The organism is Dyadobacter sp. SRI_021, assembly GCF_057586235.1.
In genome coordinates, this window is the sequence record NZ_JBYCZM010000002.1 from 478,640 (window position 1) to 495,274 (window position 16,635).

At 49.2% G+C, this 16,635-nt stretch carries 16 protein-coding genes; 13 read left to right on the forward strand and 3 right to left on the reverse strand.

Features of this window, described 5'->3' with window-relative positions; translation table 11 throughout:
- Positions 1–46: 46 nt before the first annotated feature.
- Positions 47–2,350 (forward strand): penicillin-binding protein 1A, encoded by a 2,304-nt coding sequence (locus AC2YIT_RS07250; RefSeq protein WP_487278761.1) that lies wholly within the window; start codon positions 47–49, stop codon positions 2,348–2,350.
- A 36-nt stretch (positions 2,351–2,386) separates the two neighbouring features.
- On the opposite strand, the gene AC2YIT_RS07255 is transcribed toward AC2YIT_RS07250, so the two are convergent.
- A complete protein-coding gene (locus AC2YIT_RS07255) occupies positions 2,387–3,757 on the reverse strand; it encodes an FAD-binding oxidoreductase (protein ID WP_430847896.1) in 1,371 nt (456 codons plus the stop codon).
- Between the two features lie 292 nt (positions 3,758–4,049).
- Between AC2YIT_RS07255 and AC2YIT_RS07260 the strand changes: the two genes are divergently transcribed.
- Together AC2YIT_RS07260 and AC2YIT_RS07265 are read left to right on the forward strand one after the other, a co-directional pair.
- Positions 4,050–5,084, forward strand: a complete 1,035-nt coding sequence (locus AC2YIT_RS07260; RefSeq protein WP_487278762.1) for a sensor histidine kinase — start codon at positions 4,050–4,052, stop codon at positions 5,082–5,084.
- Positions 5,081–6,124 carry a sensor histidine kinase gene (locus AC2YIT_RS07265; RefSeq protein WP_487278763.1) on the forward strand — a complete coding sequence of 348 codons (1,044 nt, stop codon included), beginning with the start codon at positions 5,081–5,083 and terminating at the stop codon, positions 6,122–6,124. Before AC2YIT_RS07260 ends, AC2YIT_RS07265 begins: the two co-directional genes overlap by 4 nt.
- Before the next feature lie 3 nt (positions 6,125–6,127).
- On the opposite strand, the gene AC2YIT_RS07270 is transcribed toward AC2YIT_RS07265, so the two are convergent.
- On the reverse strand, positions 6,128–6,634 hold the full coding sequence (locus AC2YIT_RS07270; protein WP_487278764.1) for a hypothetical protein: 507 nt from the start codon (positions 6,632–6,634) through the stop codon (positions 6,128–6,130).
- Between the two features lie 303 nt (positions 6,635–6,937).
- Between AC2YIT_RS07270 and AC2YIT_RS07275 the strand changes: the two genes are divergently transcribed.
- The 5 genes from AC2YIT_RS07275 (at position 6,938) to AC2YIT_RS07295 (ending at position 11,219) form a co-directional block, all read left to right on the forward strand.
- Positions 6,938–7,732, forward strand: a complete 795-nt coding sequence (locus tag AC2YIT_RS07275; RefSeq protein WP_487278765.1) for a LytR/AlgR family response regulator transcription factor — start codon at positions 6,938–6,940, stop codon at positions 7,730–7,732.
- A 126-nt stretch (positions 7,733–7,858) separates the two neighbouring features.
- Complete coding sequence (locus AC2YIT_RS07280; protein WP_487278766.1) at positions 7,859–8,719, forward strand: c-type cytochrome; 861 nt, start codon at positions 7,859–7,861, stop codon at positions 8,717–8,719.
- Positions 8,720–8,911: 192 nt separating this feature from the next.
- Positions 8,912–9,649, forward strand: a complete 738-nt coding sequence (locus AC2YIT_RS07285) for a LytR/AlgR family response regulator transcription factor (protein ID WP_487278767.1) — start codon at positions 8,912–8,914, stop codon at positions 9,647–9,649.
- Positions 9,650–9,726: 77 nt separating this feature from the next.
- Positions 9,727–10,062, forward strand: coding sequence for a YegP family protein (locus tag AC2YIT_RS07290; protein WP_106598971.1), 336 nt, complete (start codon positions 9,727–9,729; stop codon positions 10,060–10,062).
- A gap of 119 nt (positions 10,063–10,181) precedes the next feature.
- Positions 10,182–11,219, forward strand: coding sequence for an AI-2E family transporter (locus AC2YIT_RS07295; RefSeq protein WP_430847911.1), 1,038 nt, complete (start codon positions 10,182–10,184; stop codon positions 11,217–11,219).
- On the opposite strand, the gene AC2YIT_RS07300 is transcribed toward AC2YIT_RS07295, so the two are convergent.
- Positions 11,191–11,802 carry a hypothetical protein gene (locus AC2YIT_RS07300; protein WP_430847913.1) on the reverse strand — a complete coding sequence of 204 codons (612 nt, stop codon included), beginning with the start codon at positions 11,800–11,802 and terminating at the stop codon, positions 11,191–11,193. The two genes, AC2YIT_RS07295 and AC2YIT_RS07300, sit on opposite strands and share 29 nt — an antisense overlap.
- A gap of 113 nt (positions 11,803–11,915) precedes the next feature.
- On the opposite strand from AC2YIT_RS07300, the gene AC2YIT_RS07305 reads away from it, so the two are divergent.
- From AC2YIT_RS07305 to AC2YIT_RS07325, 5 genes are all read left to right on the forward strand, one after another.
- Complete coding sequence (locus AC2YIT_RS07305) at positions 11,916–12,704, forward strand: mechanosensitive ion channel family protein (RefSeq protein WP_430847915.1); 789 nt, start codon at positions 11,916–11,918, stop codon at positions 12,702–12,704.
- Between the two features lie 188 nt (positions 12,705–12,892).
- Positions 12,893–13,627: a hypothetical protein gene (locus tag AC2YIT_RS07310; RefSeq protein WP_487278768.1), complete on the forward strand. Its 735-nt coding sequence runs from the start codon at positions 12,893–12,895 to the stop codon at positions 13,625–13,627.
- Positions 13,628–13,669: 42 nt separating this feature from the next.
- Positions 13,670–14,608, forward strand: a complete 939-nt coding sequence (locus AC2YIT_RS07315; protein WP_430847919.1) for a hypothetical protein — start codon at positions 13,670–13,672, stop codon at positions 14,606–14,608.
- A gap of 44 nt (positions 14,609–14,652) precedes the next feature.
- The gene (locus AC2YIT_RS07320) at positions 14,653–15,237 is read left to right on the forward strand and encodes an RNA polymerase sigma factor (RefSeq protein ID WP_487278769.1); all 585 of its coding nucleotides are present in this window, start codon (positions 14,653–14,655) and stop codon (positions 15,235–15,237) included.
- A complete protein-coding gene (locus AC2YIT_RS07325; RefSeq protein WP_487278770.1) occupies positions 15,224–16,633 on the forward strand; it encodes a hypothetical protein in 1,410 nt (469 codons plus the stop codon). The genes AC2YIT_RS07320 and AC2YIT_RS07325 overlap by 14 nt, the downstream gene beginning before the upstream one ends.
- Positions 16,634–16,635 lie beyond the last annotated feature (2 nt).

The window sequence follows — 16,635 nt, forward strand, 5'->3', positions numbered from 1 at the left end:
AATTCGTTTATTTGGTCGGTTTATTGGACGTTACTCTGGAAAATACATGATTCAATTCAAACCCGGGAAATACCGGCGTCGCATTCTTTTACTTTGGCGTGCCTTCGGCATCGGGCTGGCGCTGCTGATACTTTACATTGCCGCTGTCAACTACAATTTCTTCTGGCTTTTCGGCGGAATGCCGGATTTGAAGGCGTTGGAAAACCCTAAAAGCGAGATCGCCTCCGAGCTGATTTCGCAGGATGGAAAGTCGCTCGGTAAATACCTGATCGAGAACCGTTCACCGGTAGAGATATCCGAAATTTCTCCCAACCTGATCAACGCATTGCTGGCGACGGAGGACACCCGTTTCATCAGCCATTCGGGTATCGATCCGCGGAGTCTTTTACGGGTTGCGAAAGGCATCCTCACGGGTAATTCCAGCTCCGGTGGTGGCAGTACGCTTACGCAGCAAGTCGCGAAAAACCTGTTCAATACGCGTTCCGAAGAGTTTGAAGGGACATTAAGTAAAATCCCCGGTGTGCGGATCGTGATCGCCAAAACGAAGGAGTGGATACTTTCGATTGTCCTCGAACGCAAGTATACCAAGCAGGAGATTATGCAGATGTACCTGAACACGGTATCGTTCGGGAACAATGCATTTGGTATCAAAGTCGCTGCTAAAACCTATTTCAACAAGGACGTTTCCGAGCTCGATATTCCGGAATCGGCGCTGCTGGTGGGAATGCTTCAAAATCCTACCATCTATAATCCGGTTCGCTTCCCGCAGAATGCGCTCAACCGTCGTAATACCGTACTCGCGCAAATGCGGAAATACGACGATATTACGGACGACGATTTCAAGGTGCTCAGCGCGAAGCCGCTCGGGCTGGAATTCGCGATGGAAACGCACGCGAACGGTCCGGCTCCGTACTTCTGGGAGTCGATGCGCGGCTACCTGAAAGCATGGGTGAAAATGTACAACGAGGAAAACGGTACCGATCTGAACCTCTACACGAGCGGCCTGCGGATTTACACGACCATCGACTCGCGCATGCAGGGATACATGGAAGAAGCGCTCACGCACCACATGCAGGAGCAGCAAAAGATATTCAACGACCACTGGAAGGGCCGCAATCCATGGATTGATGAGAACGGAAAGGAAATCCCGGGTTTCATCAACACCGCCGTGCGCCGCCTGCCCTATTTCAATGTCTTAAAAAACAAGCTGGGCGAAGAAGAGGCGTGGAAGGTGATGAACAAGCCTTATAAAATGAAAGTATTCTCGTGGGATGGTGAAAAGGAAATGACCATGAGTCCTATCGACTCCATCAAATACTATAAACGCTTCCTGCGGGCAGGCATGATGGCTATGGATCCGCGCAACGGGCACGTGAAGGCGTGGGTAGGAGGGATTAATTTCAAATATTTTCAGTACGATCATGTGAAGCAGGGCAAACGCCAACCCGGATCGACATTCAAGCCGTTTGTGTATACGGCTGGTCTGGATAAAAACTTCATTACCCCTTGCGAAAAGATCATGGATTCGCCTGTTACATTCCAGGCGGGAATCGACGATGTGAACGAAGACTATACGCCGAAAAACTCGAACGGCGTGTATTCCGAGCAGCCGCTTTCGCTTCGTCAGGCGTTGGGGAAATCGGTAAACTCGGTGACGGCCAATATTATGAAAATGGTGAAAGCCAATACGGTAGTCGATTATGCGCACAAGCTGGGGATCACCAGCGAGCTGCCGGCCACCCCGGCCCTTTGCCTCGGAACCGGCGACGTGTCGGTGTACGAAATGGTGTCGGCCTATTCGTCGTTTGCGAACGGAGGCTATAAGGTGATGCCGATGACGATCCTGCGCATTGAGGACCGCCACGGCAAGCTCCTGGCTGAATTCCACGAGCAGCAAAGCCAGGAACTCAGTGAAAATATGGCCTATAATATGCTGTACCTCATGCGCGGCGCAGTGGAAGACCCGGGCGGTACGGCCGGTCGTTTGCGGCAATACGGCGTTACCGACGGCAATGAAATTGCGGCCAAAACCGGCACATCGCAGAATCATTCCGACGGCTGGTTTATGGGTATGACGCATAACCTCGTAGCCGGCGTCTGGGTTGGGGGCGAGGACCGCAGCATTCACTACCGCAGCCTTGCACTCGGGCAGGGGGGGCGCGTAGCGATGCCCGCGTGGGGCGCGTTCATGCAAAAGGTTTACAACGATCAGACGCTCATTCAGTACCGCAAAGGTCCTTTCCCGAGACCCGAAGGCTATACTAATGAATGCGCCACCGATTCTACCCAGGTTTCAGAGGATGTATTTACACCTCCCGCCAAATCGGATGATGAAGGGGTGTTATTCTAAAAAACAGGCAGGTCCGTAACGGCCTGCCTGTTTTTTTTACGCGGGTTTGATATTCTGGTTTACCCGAAACAGATTATCCGGGTCATATTTGGCTTTGACTTGCCTTAGCCTTTCATAGTTGCTTCCGTAAGTTGCCTGTACGCGATCGGAACCTTCATCCATCATAAAATTGACGTAGGCACCGCCGGCGCCGTGTGGGTGAAGCTCCTGCCAGTAGTCGCGCGCAAAGCTGGTAACCAGGTCTTTTTCGGAATGGTCGGGCGAAATGCCGACGATCACCATCGACCAGGTGGCATCGCGGTAATTCCAGGCGGTGGCATCGTTACTGACCCTGGCGGCAGCGCCGTTGATAGGGTACAGGTGCATTCCCGAGAAAAAATTAGGGATTTTGTGCGCATGTTTGATATGTACATCCATTACTTCGGGACTCAGGTGCTTCACAAAATCGCCTTTCCAGTACCAGTAGTATCCGGGTGCGAAAAGCTCGTCGAACATCGTTTGCAATGCCGGAACAGGCAGCGGCCCTACGGCGTCGATCAGCGGCTTGCGGAATTTGCGCACCATTTCGAAAACTTCCAATGCTTCCTCCTCGTCGATGCAGCACCACACGATACCGCACATCAGTTGCAGGTGATATTGCTCGGGAAATATAGGTGCAGGTGGTATTTTGTGAAAATTGAAGAATCCGCTAATACTATCGGGTGCTTTCTTGATAAAATCCTGGTACCATTCCATCATCGCCTTGGCGTCATTGATATCCCAGAACATCGGTCCGCCGTACACGGTATGCACCTCATGCGCCCGGAAAAGAAAGGACGTTACCACCCCGAAATTGCCTCCGCCGCCGCGGATAGCCCAAAATAGATCGGAGTTGTCGGTAGGCGATGCCTTTACTCTCGTCCCATTGGCCAACACCACTTCCGCTTCAAGCAGGTTGTCGATGGTCAGGCCGCCGAAGCGTGTCAAATGTCCCAAACCCCCTCCGAGCGTAAGCCCTCCGATGCCGGTAGTTGCATTGATTCCCGTAGGTACGGCCAATCCGTAAGGGTGACCGGCCTTATCCAGATCCCCGAGCAGGCAGCCGCCTTGTGCCCGTATCGTACGGGCTACGGGATCTACCGTCACATTGCGCATCGCCGACAGGTCGATAACTAACCCATGGTCACATACGCCGAGGCCGGCCCCATTATGGCCTCCGCCTCGCACGGCCACGAGCAGATCATTTTCGCGTGCAAACCGAACGGCTTGCACCACATCTGTTTCATCCGCGCAACGCACAATGAACTCGGGACATTTATCCACCATGCCATTATGGACTTTTCTGGCGGTATCGTAATCGGCGTCACCGGGGGTAATAACCCTGCCCCTGAAATGGGGGATTGTTTTAGAGGAACTGTTTGTTTCCATCTGAGAAGGGGTTTAAATAGAAAACAAGAAAACCTACTGGTCCGCACGGACCGAATTTCAGATGATTGTGGTGTAGCAAAGCGTAGGAATGCGTAAAGACCGGAGCTTCCGCGATCGAACTGCGAAGTGGCGGCGGTTATAAATATACTAATTTTTGTATTGAGGCTCAAAAAGTTATGATTTTGTGGCAGGCAAAATGTGAGAGAAAGTATTTGATAAATCGTTCCGGCCGGTTTAGTTTTATATTTGGGAATGCAAATCGCGGCCCGTACCCTAATCTGTCAGTAATAAGTTGAAAAATCCTTCACAATGGAAATGGTTCCGTCCACTCGTAATCCTCGTCTGGACAATGCTGCTGAACCTTTTTCTTGTACAGAAATTTATCGGAAGCCACTGGAAAAGTCTCACCATTACGCTGGCATGGCTTGGGTGTACGCTCATTACCTGGCAACTCATGGCGCAATGGAGCGAGAAGTGGCGCGCCCGATATCCTGACATTACCCAAACCCGGCAACGGATCCTCGGCACTTTTTCGGGCTATCTGGTGATCGAGGTACTAAGCCAGATATTCTTTTTTCTGCTTATGTATTTTGCCCACTGGGACTGGGAGGTTTTTACCATAAAGGAATACAGCATTTACATCACCCTTTGCGTGGTGACGCTCTTCGCGGTAGGCGCTATTTATGAGTTGATCTACTCTCTGAACCAATATGGCATAGCATTGCAGGAAGAAGAGGCTATCAAGAAAAAGGCACTCCAGAATCAGTTTGATAACCTTAAAAATCAGGTTAACCCGCATTTCTTGTTCAATAGCCTTAATTCCCTTTCTGCATTGGTTGAAGAAGACCGGGTGCAGGCGGGCGCGTTTCTGGACGAACTTTCGAGCGTATACCGGTATTTGCTCCACACGAGCGAGAACGGGCTGGCGTCGGTCAAAAGCGAGAGTGAGTTTATCCACTCCTACCTGTTCCTGACGAGCACCCGTTACGGCTCCGCTATTGAGGTGGAAATGGATATCGATGAAAGCTGCTCACATTACATGGTACCGATGCTTACATTGCAGACGCTCGTCGACAATGCGATCCGGAATAATGTAGTAATGAAGCAAAAACCGCTGAAACTAGCGATTACTACGCAGGGCAGGCAGCTTGAAGTCCGGAATTCGATCCAACCGAAGCACGTGAATGCAGCCCGGGAGGGGCTCGAAACGCTGATTTCCCGGTTCCGCGACCTGAACCTCGAAGAGCCGATGCTTTTCGACGATGGGGAGACATTTACCGTAAGAATACCCGTAGGAACAACCCGTAACCAATTCGAAACGACGTGAAGCTACTGGTCAGTTATACCAAACAGGATATATGGATCGCCCTGGCGCTGCTTCCTGCTTACATCGTACTGATGAATTACTTGCTGGTTGGGGGAATTTATTTTTCGGACGTTTCTGTATTTGCAAAGGCAACAATCTTCTCTACCGTCGTTTTCGGGCTTGCCTACCAATTGGTCCACGCCCGTATTGGATACTGGTTCCGCAGGCAATTTTCGCATTTCAAGCAGACGCCCAAAAGGATGTTGCTCATGATTCCGGCACACATCGTTTGTAACCTGGCCATCATCAGCGGGTTGTTCTTTCTCTATAAAGCGGCCGGCTTTGAGGGCTATGTTTACGACCTCACCAGCTTCGAATGGGCACTTGCATTGGGCGCGCTCATGAATATCGTGGTCACCTGCATACACGAGGGCGTGTATGCGTTCGAGCTGTGGCAACAAAAGCTGCTTGAAACCGAGAAACTGCGCAAGGCAAATCTCCAAAGCCAGTTCGAGAGCTTGAAACAGCAGATCAATCCGCATTTCCTGTTTAATTGCCTCAACTCGCTGTCTTCGCTGATCGAAGAGGATGCAGAACTCGCCACCCAGTTTATCGATGAAATGAGTAACGTTTACCGGTATCTGCTGCGGAGTAATGAATCAGAACTCACTACTTTGGAATCCGAACTCAACTTTGCGGGCTCTTATTTTCACCTGCTCAGCACGCGCTACGGCAGTAATCTGCGGTTGGAGGAAGAAATCGACCCAGCCTACCGCAACTATATGCTGCCGCCGCTCACGTTACAACTGCTGATGGAAAACGTCGTGAAACACAATGTGATCATGCCGCAGCAACCGCTGTATATCCGGCTGAATACGACGATTGACGGCAGGCTTGTCGTCTCAAACAACCTTCAAAAGCGCTCGGTTACAATCCCATCCAGCCGGATCGGGCTGGCCAATATTGCTTCAAAATACAGTTTGTTGGGGCAGGGGGAGATCAATATCGATGAAGACCCGCAACGCTTTTCGGTGAGCCTCCCCCTGCTGGTGTCGGTATGACGGTCACATCTTTTTCAAAGTCATCACGCTCTTGATTGCTGCCGACGCTCCGTCTTCGGGAAGCAGGTTGAAGCGTACTTTCAAAGTTGTCTCGGTGAGTTCAAGAACTTCCCAATCGTCTTTTTCCAGGCCGCCGGGCACGCTTTTCATTTTGATGATCTTCGCTCTTTCATCATAGGTCCAGTCGGCGGAGTAGCTTTCCTGTTCCTCAGCTGCATTGCATCGTTTGTTGCCGGTATTGGCGATCAACTTGCCGTCTTTTTGAAATACAATGAAATCGTCAAGGTCGCATTCGATGAGCAACTGCGTGAGATCGGTTTCCTTGTCGCCGTCCTCGTCGAGGTCAAGCGGCTTGACCAGGTCCCAGGTTTCGGTCTTCCATTTTTTGTCGGTGAAAGTGATTTTGACAGGTTCCGGCGTAACGTCTTTTTTGTCGTCGTCTTTACAAGCGGAGGTCGTGATGGCGAGCAGGGAAAACAGGGTAATGTAAGTGTAGAGTTTCATTTTCATGGCTAACAGATTTGCATTTGATTGAGTCAAAATTAGAATGGCTTCATGGTCAATGCCGCGGGTATTATGCGTCAAACGGGACAAGCAGGGGATGAAGCGTACAAGGCGGCGTATGGAGTGCTTGATCGGTGTAAATGTCGGTTCAGACTGGTATTTTACTGGTGCCGGTCGGGGTAGTGACGTTTCATAGCCCTTAAATGCCGCTTCATAGAACGTTTATGTGTTTCCGTTTCCCGCAGGTTTCAGGAATTGGTTATCTTGACCTAACTTTTGACCCTAAAACATGAACTGCAAAACCAATTTATGAAGGTATTATTGATTGAAGACGAGGATCTGGCTGTGAGAAAACTCTCCAAACTACTGACTGAAATTGATAGTAATATAGAAATCGTCGGCAAGGCTGCCAGCGTGCAGGAATCAGTTGATTTCCTGAAAGAAAATGAAGCTCCCGATCTTATTTTGATGGATATCGAACTCGCCGATGGCCAAAGCTTCGAGATCTTCGACCAGGTGAAGGTTGAATCACCGGTGATATTCACCACTTCCTATGACGAATATGCGCTCAGGGCATTCAAAGTCAACAGTATCGATTACCTGCTCAAACCGATCAAACGGCAGGAGCTGGAAGCAAGTCTGGCGAAATACAATCGACTTACAAAGGGCGCTGAGAGCGATGTTTTCAAAAACTCAGCCAATGTAGACCGCGATGCGATCGATTCGCTTGTCAAGCAGCTGCGCCAGCAAATGCAGCCGTCGGAATACCGGAAGCGTTTTCTGGTAAAGCATTTACAGCAATGGGTGCCCGTGGAAGTAAGCGACATCGCCTATTTCTATTCAGAAGAGGGGACAAGTCTTTTCAAGTCAAAGAATAACCAGAAATACCCGGTCGATTACACACTCGACGAGCTTGAAAAAATGCTCGACCCGGACTGCTTTTTCCGCGCTAACCGCCAGTTTATCATTAGTGTGCATTGCGTGCAGCAAATCAACCCGTATTTCAACAATAAAATCAAGCTCGCCCTCACGCCTGCCCCTGAAAGTGAGGTGATTATCAGTCGAGAGAAAGCGATGGATTTCAAGAAGTGGCTTGGTAAATAGCATTGCCCAATTCATGCAACGATAATGACGCTTCAAAGGATTTAACAATGGGAATCGCTAGCCGGCGGGGCATTTTTGCAACGTCGGCCTTGCCGGCAGTTTTTCAAACTGTTATTTCCAAAAGCCATGTTAAAAAAAATCCTGAAATGGACCGGTCGCACGCTGCTGGTCATCGTGCTGCTTGCACTCGGTTACTACACCAAAGCCTACATCGCAATCAGTAACCGGAAAAACAAAGTTTACCCGATAAAGCCTGTCAAACTCGACATCCCGACTGATTCCACCACCATCGCCCAGGGACGGCGCCTTGTTACTACCAAAGGCTGTCATGACTGCCACGGCAAAGACCTGGGGGGCCGTGTCCTCTTCGAGCAAGATGGCGTAGGGCGGCTGGTCGCCCGGAACCTTACCAAGGGGAAAGGGGGCATATCCAAAGACTACGACACCGACGACTGGGTAAGGGCGATCCGTCACGGCGTGCAGCAAGACGGTACGCCGCTTATTTATATGCCATCGGCTGGCTTTAATAAGCTCAGTGAAACGGATCTGAAAGCGGTGATTGCTTATTGCGCACAGGTTCCGCCCGTCGACCGCGTGAACCCGCCCAGCGAAATCGGTGTCGGGGCGACGATCCTGGCCGATCTTGGAGAGCTGGAACTGTTCGAAGCGGAGAAAATCGATCACAATGCAGCACCTCCGCTGGTGATACGTGAAGGAGTTACCGCCGACTTCGGTAAATATGTGTCACAAATTTGTACCGGTTGCCATAAATCCGATATGAAAGGCACAGCGGGAGAAGGCGGTACTCCCGATATATCTTCAACCGGGAAAAGTGCCCGCTGGACTGACGAGCAGTTTATCCAGACGCTTCGCACGGGCAGACGGCCTGACGGCACGGAGCTGAAAGCCCCGATGCCCTGGCAGATGACCGCGGCGTTTTCGGATACCGAAATGCGGGCGCTGCGGATGTATTTGAAAAGCATCTGATCACACTAATTTGCAGCACCGCGGGGATGGCGTTGGAGTTTTCCCGAATTATTTGGAAATTGAGCGCCATCCTACTCAATTCGTTTCTTCTCATTAACCAGCCGGCTAATCTGTCGGACTCGCCTTTGGTAGCTTGTATGCCGCCCCTGTGGGTTAGTCTTTTGGAGTACAGTTATTTCACCGGATTTTTTTATGAGCAGAATCAAATGTTTGATCATCGACGAGCCGTATGCTTCGAGCGTTCTCGAATCCTACATCGGCGAGGTGGATTCCCTGGAACATGTGGGAACATTTTACCACGCGATCGACGGGCTGATGTATCTTCAGCAGAATAAGATCGACCTCCTTTTCCTGGACATTATGCTCCCCAAAGTGACGGGAGAAGCATTTTTGAAACTGTTGCCCTGCCGACCCAGGGTCATTTTCCTGTCTGAGAAAAAAAAGCGATGGCGGCGTAGCGACGACGACTATATACTCGATTGCCTGGTGAAGCCTATTACTTTCGAAAGTTTCCTGGCAAGCATTGACTGCTACTTCGCGGCAGTTCCACCGCCGGTTATGAAACGGAATTCATCCACCAGGCGTAAGCGGTCCGCGCCGGATCGGGGCCCGTTCATTTACCTCTTTTCGGGCAGGTCGGCAGTGAAGGTATATGTTAATGAAGTGCTTTACGTCGAAGGGGTGAAGAAGTACACGAAGATCAAAACGACTGAAAAAGAGATGATTGTTTATCAGGGGCTGACGGCGATCGAAGAACGGTTTGCCGGAAGGGGATTTATGAGGGTACATCGCTCACTGATCGTGGCGATTAACAAAATAACGGCGTTTACCGAACACACTGTCGAGGTTGCCACACACATCCTACCGGTGAGCGCGCCGTACCGCAGGCAGGTTGCGAGGGTGATCCGTGCCGGGCTGAGAGACGTATAGCGTATTTTACACAACGTATACTATTGAATTAACAAAAGATAATCGTACTTTGAAAGCCTAATCCAATCTTTTCAAATATGGGAAAATTCGTAATTACAAAAAGAGCTAACGGAGAATTTCAATTTAACCTGAAAGCCGGAAACGGTCAGGTGATCCTGGCAAGCGAGGGTTATACTACCAAAGCGGCTTGCGAGAACGGGATCGAATCGGTGAAAAAGAATTCGCAGGACGACGCACGTTTCGAACGTCTTACTTCGAAAAATGACAAATTCTATTTCCTTTTAAAAGCGACCAATGGTCAGGCAATCGGAAGCAGTGAAATGTACGAAAGCGTTGCAAGCCGTGACAACGGGATCGAATCCGTGAAAAAAAATGCGCCTGAGGCAGAGGTAGATGATCAATCGGCGGCGTAGGCCATTCAGATATACAGCAAAAGCGCAGGATAACGACTTGTCCTGCGCTTTTCTTTTGCCGATTCCGGCGATATTGGTATAATAATTGCATTACGTATATTGACCCAAATTGGCATTTCATGGTTTCTGATTTCAACAATCGCATTCGTCAAATATCCTTCCTGCTGATTGTCACCGCATTGGCGGTAATTATTTTTAAGCAGCTTTATATTTTCTTCCCTGGTTTTCTGGGGGCACTCACCATTTATATCCTTTGCCGGAGGTATTATTTTCATCTTACCGAACAGCGAAAGTGGAAGAAGGGCCTCACGGCGGTGCTGTTTATGGTGCTGTTTATGGCCTGCATTGTGGCACCCGTATATTTCGCGGGCCAGATGATATTTCAAAAGATTAATATGATTGCGGAGAATCCCGAACAGGTGAACCACGCGATTGACGCGATTTCTGCGCAGCTTCGTGAATGGACCGGACAAGATTTGCTTACGAAGGAAGCGACGGCGGATATCCGTAAAAGAGCAGCGGGTTTTATCCCTGGGATACTGAACAGTTCCGCAACCATGCTCGGTAATCTGCTGATGATCCTATTCCTGTCCTATTTTATGTTCAAAAATGGCCGGTTTATGGAAGAAACGCTGGAACATTTCATCCCGCTCAAGCATAAGAATATCCAATCCCTTGCCGACGAAACCTGCGGTATGGTGCGTGCCAATGCACTAGGTATTCCACTCATTTCGCTTATCCAGGGGTTGGTAGCACTATTGGGGTATTGGATCGTCGGGATCGAGGACTTTGTGTTGCTGGGGCTGATCACCGGCTTATTCGCATTCTTTCCGGTGATAGGGACCGCTATGATATGGCTGCCGTTGGTGATATTCCTCTTCTCTAAAGGCGAAACCGGAAAGGCGATCGGTCTGGCCATATACAGCGCGACCATCATTGGCAACATTGATTACGTAGCCCGCATTACTTTTTTACAAAAGGTAGGCGATGTGCATCCGGTTATCACGATTCTCGGCCTGATCGCCGGTTTGAAACTTTTCGGTTTCTGGGGGTTTATCTTTGGTCCTTTACTGATCAGCTATCTGCTATTGCTGATCAAAATTTACCGCAGCGAGTTTGGAGGAGCCGTCAAATCTCCGAATCCGCCTTCGACTTGATCTCGTAATTACGGTAGCCATCGGGTGCATCCGACCATTTGTATACAATTTTCTTAAACCGCAGGTCATTCACGACTCCATAAATATTCTTCATAAAATCCTCCTGTACTTGCTGCGGCTTGAACATTTGGCCTTCGAATGTGAGTATTTCCTGATTTTTCCCAGCCAGGCCAATCCCTACGTGCTGCTCTTCCAGCGCTTCCTTCTTCGATTCCACATATGCCGTGCGTAGCTCTGGGAAGTCGCGTTGCTGTACTTGCGCCATTTTCTTTTTCAGGATCTCGCGTTGCGCCGTAATCTTTTTGTCGGTGTTGGTTTTGGCTTCGTTGTATAAAGCCGTGTTCGACTTGTGCCATGAAAGCCGCGTCGCGAGGTCGGTATTGTTCCATTCGTCTTTGAGTTTCAGGTCAATGTCGCCGATCGCGTTTTGAAGGAAGAGCAACATGTTCTCATTCGCGGCCTTGTTCACCGGTTTCGGTGCATAGAAGTAAATGGCAATGCCCGCAGCCACTGCTGCCAGCAGGAAATATACGATATATCGGCCTCGCTGTAATTCTGTTTGTTGATGATGACGAATTTCCATGTCTGTTGGGTTTTCTCCTTAACTGATGGGAGCTTGGGGATCAAAAAACATGCCAACTGGCTTTGGAACGGATTTTTTCCCGGGGACGGCATTTTAGTCAATGCACTCTGATCATGAAAATTCAACAGTTTTATAACAAGGCTTACGCGTGGATATTGGAAACGGGGCCTTCTGTTCTCGTAGGCATAGCCGTGCTGATAGCCGGCTTCTGGCTCATCCGCTTATTGTCGCGCTGGCTCAACGCGCACATGTACAAGCGCAAAATCGATCCCTCCCTCACACCATTTCTTCTCAGCCTTGCCGTTACCACACTGCGGGTGCTGCTCATTATTTCGGTCATGCAGATCATAGGCATTCAAATGACCGTTTTTGCGGCTCTGATCGGCGCAATCGGTGTCGCTGCTGGTCTGGCGCTGTCAGGCACTTTGCAGAATTTTACGAGCGGCGTACTCATCCTGATTCTCAAACCTTTCGAGGTGGGCGACAACATTATAGCACAAGGGCAGGAGGGGACGGTGCAGGCTATCAAAATCTTTTATACGGTCGTGAAAACGTATGATAACCGCACGGTCGTGATTCCGAACAGCAAGCTCTCGAACGAGGTAATCATCAATATCAGCACTTCGGGAAACAGACGGTTGGATGTGGAAATGAAATTCACCAACGGCATTGACTTCCGGGAGGTCAGGAATATTGTCAACAATGTCCTCGATCATGCCCAAAGTGCCCTTAAAGTCCCCGAAAGGCGCATTGGAATATCGTCTATCGAGCCCGATGGTTACAAAGTAATGGTGAATGTGTGGCTCGACGCCCACGGTTTCGTAGATACAAAAATGGAAATCCAGGAGAAGCTGATGGAGGCATTGAAAGGCTCCGGTCTCAAATTACCCGGATTGAGTTAAGTTTTTTTCAGCTTCGTGCAGCGTTTTTTTTGAAGGGTGTGTCTTCCTGCATGCTTCGCCGGTAGGGCGGATAATCGGAAGGCTTTTTCAATCAGACTATTAGCCATGAAAAAGATAGTCGGGCCAGAGTTGGAAAAAACCGGATTTCCGGATAGCTTCACCGGCGATGTAAATAAAATGAATTTGAGATGATGAAGCATGGAAAAGCCGGTCGCGGACGGCGGATCAGGACATGCATAGTGAACAGCCTCCTGTTTGCGACGCTTTCACTGTTGTCCTGTGATACGGAGAGTGAAATAAAACCGGAGCCGAATCCGGGACTAACGAAGGCCGAGTTTCTGGGCAGGATGACCGTGCAGGAAAGGTATTGGCGTATCGAAGAAATATCCCGCCAGGAGGAGGACCAGATTGCCACGCTGAATGTGAGAGAGAAAACGACGTTGCTGAGCAACCATTACCTGAATGAAGTAATTCCGTTCGTGGCAGTGCAGTTTGGCCGGGGCTATTACGGAAAAGGGACAGTAACCGAATCACAAATGACCGGTGCATACGGCAAAGTCCCTTTTGGCGAATTTCAATGTGTTTTAATGCTGAGATCGACGAAAAAAAGCGGTGAATGGAGCTGGGACAATGAACGCAAAATGATGAAACTGCCCTTACCCGAAAGCATTCAGTCGCTTGCAGCAGCGATGTCCGGCACCGATTGGCAACCTGATAGCGGATATGTAGCCAGCGAACCTGCCCCATTGTTCAGAGGAGTGGAGGAAGCTCGCAGGGCAGCCAGCCCCGAGCGGATCAAGATCCTGGTGGAGGAGCAAACGGTACAGGGAAAAATCACTTACGCTTTTATTATGCGCGCTGCCTGGTTGACGGACGTCGAAACACGAGATGCGGAGCACAAATTTGGAGTATCCTTATATTAATTAAATAAACTGGCACCCCGGCGATCAAAATCATTTGATGCTATGAATGAAAGAATGTTTACTTACAGATTACTTCTTTTAATTGTTCCCATCCTCTTTCTGAACGGATGCAGCGATTACAGAGATCAGCAAGTGATTCCGCCTGAAATATTGCCGGAAGCGATTATCAAGGTGATGTCGAATGCATATCCGGATGCAACGGACGCTACATTCCAGGCAATTGAAAAAGACAAGCTGTATGAAGTCTATTATAAATTGAAGGGTGATCCTTTTTACGCCGCATTAAATACCAAAAAGGTATTAAGTGTTTACCGTATGCATGGTGCACTGCCTGATTCGATGAAGCGGGCGCTTCCTTCGAAGAACATGAACGGGGGAGTGGCTGAGGCTTATAAAGAGCCTGAAATTCAGTCTGGTAATAGTAGGGCATATAGTGCCAGATACACGTTGAATAACCAGGTCTATTTGTTGAGCTGGCTCCAATACGATCTTCATAATCCCCAAAAAATGTCAATTACATTGGAGCCTTATATCAAGTTTTCGTATACGATCGGCAAAGATGAATTGATTGTTTTACCCGGACCTGTGGTCAGTTTCCTGGAAAGGGAAAAGCTGAGATTTGCGGCTGCAACGATTAATATTAACGACAAGAATGAAAAAATATATGAGGTAAATGCCCGTACCGCATCGAGTACCAGCTATGACTTTACTTTCAATGCCGCGGGAAAGCTTACCAATACGATTTATAGGGCCGAAGCATTTTATTATAATATTGATGAATACCCTGAAAAAATACAGAACTTTGTAAAGAACTCGTGGGTATTTTCTTCCATGAAATTACTGGAAGGCTATAAATTTTCAGACCCGATTGGGACAGGTTATGGGATGATTATGCAGGGAACGGATGAAAATTGCCGGTTCACTTTCGATCAGGATGGCAACTTCGTAGATATGAAGTACCAGTCTGTGGTTGATCCGTGAACGAGAAAAAATTGTTTCAACGATACACTTCATAACCCTTCTGAATGACATTTTTCCGCAGCAAGAAATACGGTTCGCTGGCCGATCTGGTTCGGGCATGTCAAGCCGGCGACGCCAGGGCGCAGACGGCATTCTATGAACGGTACAAATCCAGATTGCTGGGACTCTGCCTGCGTTATGCGAAAACAAAGGCAGAGGCGGAGGACATATTTCAGGACGGATTTATCAAGGTTTTCAAGAGCATCAATGATTTGAGGAATGTGGAAGTGATTGATGCGTGGGTGAAATCGGTGGTTATCAGGACGGCGATTAATTACTATCACCGGACTACAAAAGAGCAGCAGCTGCACTCAAATCTCGAAGATTTTCAGCGGGAGATTGATTCGGGAGATTATGGAAAGATTATCACTCAGATTGACATGAATGTGCTGCTGAATGTGATCAACACATTACCGGATGGCTACCGGATGATCATCAACCTGCATTTGATAGACGGTTATACTCACAGCGAAATCGGAGAGATGCTGTCCATTTCCGACAGCACGTCCCGCTCGCAATTTTTAAGAGGAAGAAATTTGTTAATGAGGAAGTTACAGGAAAAAGGAATTACGCAATATGAAATCTTCTGACGAGCGTATCGACGAGGAGTTGCGTAAAGCTCTCCGTGAACGATTCGATAATTTTGAAAGACTGCCTGATCCGACTCTTCGGGAAAAGATTTTCCAGGGGCTTGGTGGCGGAACCAGCATGGTGCAAACGGGCCTCGTCGCGTCCTTGCTGTTACTCATTGCGCTCACGGCTACCGTGTACCTGGTATCCTATTCAGTGGAGAAAAAAAATGAAGTGGTAGCAGGCGCAAAGCAGGTAAAAAGGGAGTTTTCCAATGCCCTGACTGCGGTCTCCCCAAAGCCGGCACGGCAAGAAGAGCGGCCAGAGCTGAAACCTGATGCTATAAAACAGGAAGTTCGATCGGTCAGCGTCGATCTGGCAGAACCTCATCCAGAATTGTCTGTTGAATCCGGTGATGTGGGCAGAGCCGGAGAAGTTGTACAGGTTGGTACTTCACGCGCCACCCGCCCGGCCGCGCAGTCGTATAGATACAAACGGGAGGATGTTGTGAAACGGATCGAAGCGGTCCGGCGGAAAGGATCGCCGTTTGGTTCAGTTTGGGTAAGAAATAAGGACATTTCACCGGCCGATAGAGAGTTCCTGGAATCGGCAATGACGAAAGCAGATTTTGGAAATGTCTTGCCGGACAGTGCGGCAAGCATTGAAGACGATATTAAAGAACTGGAAGGGCCGTCGTTGGCCGATCAAGACATCGGGGTGCTGGATCACAGGCCATTGGCCCTTCCAAAATATAATTGGCAGCCCGACAGCCTCATAACGCCTGGAGAACCGCAAAAGCGCTATGAATTTCTGTTCAGAGAACACTGGAGTTTTATTGCGGGGTTTACGCCGTTGCGTACCTTCCAGATTCTGACGGTCCGGCCGGGGAATGGGGTTGTTTACCAGAATTTCGTTTTGCCTGCCAAAATCTCGGCGCAGACTGTCGGTTACAAATTTTCGGCCGGGGTAGAGCGGAAGGGATTTCAGTTGTTGCTCAATTATGGACAATTCAAGCAGTCGTACAGGTATGAGATCGCCACCAGCGAGTTTGCTGTGGGGCCGGATCTCACCGGAAACTATGAAGTGGTGCGAAAAGGCATTCCGCAGGAGGAGAACAGTACGGTCCGTCTGGTGGGAATGGCCGTTAAAAAACATACGATACGCCGCTCGCATTTCCTGCGTAACTATTTCGGGGATTTCGGTGCGGAATTCAGCCGGGATCTTACTTCCAGGAAGAACATGGTCTGGGTGAATGCGGGCTTTGGAAAGGAACTTTTTGCGGGAAATAATGTGATCATGACCGTCGGTCCGTATTTCGAATACAGCCTTTCAAAGCTACGCAATCCTGACAACCCCTTCAAAATACAGCCCTACCAGATAGGGCTTTCTGTCGGCTTACGGTATACCAAAAAATAAGC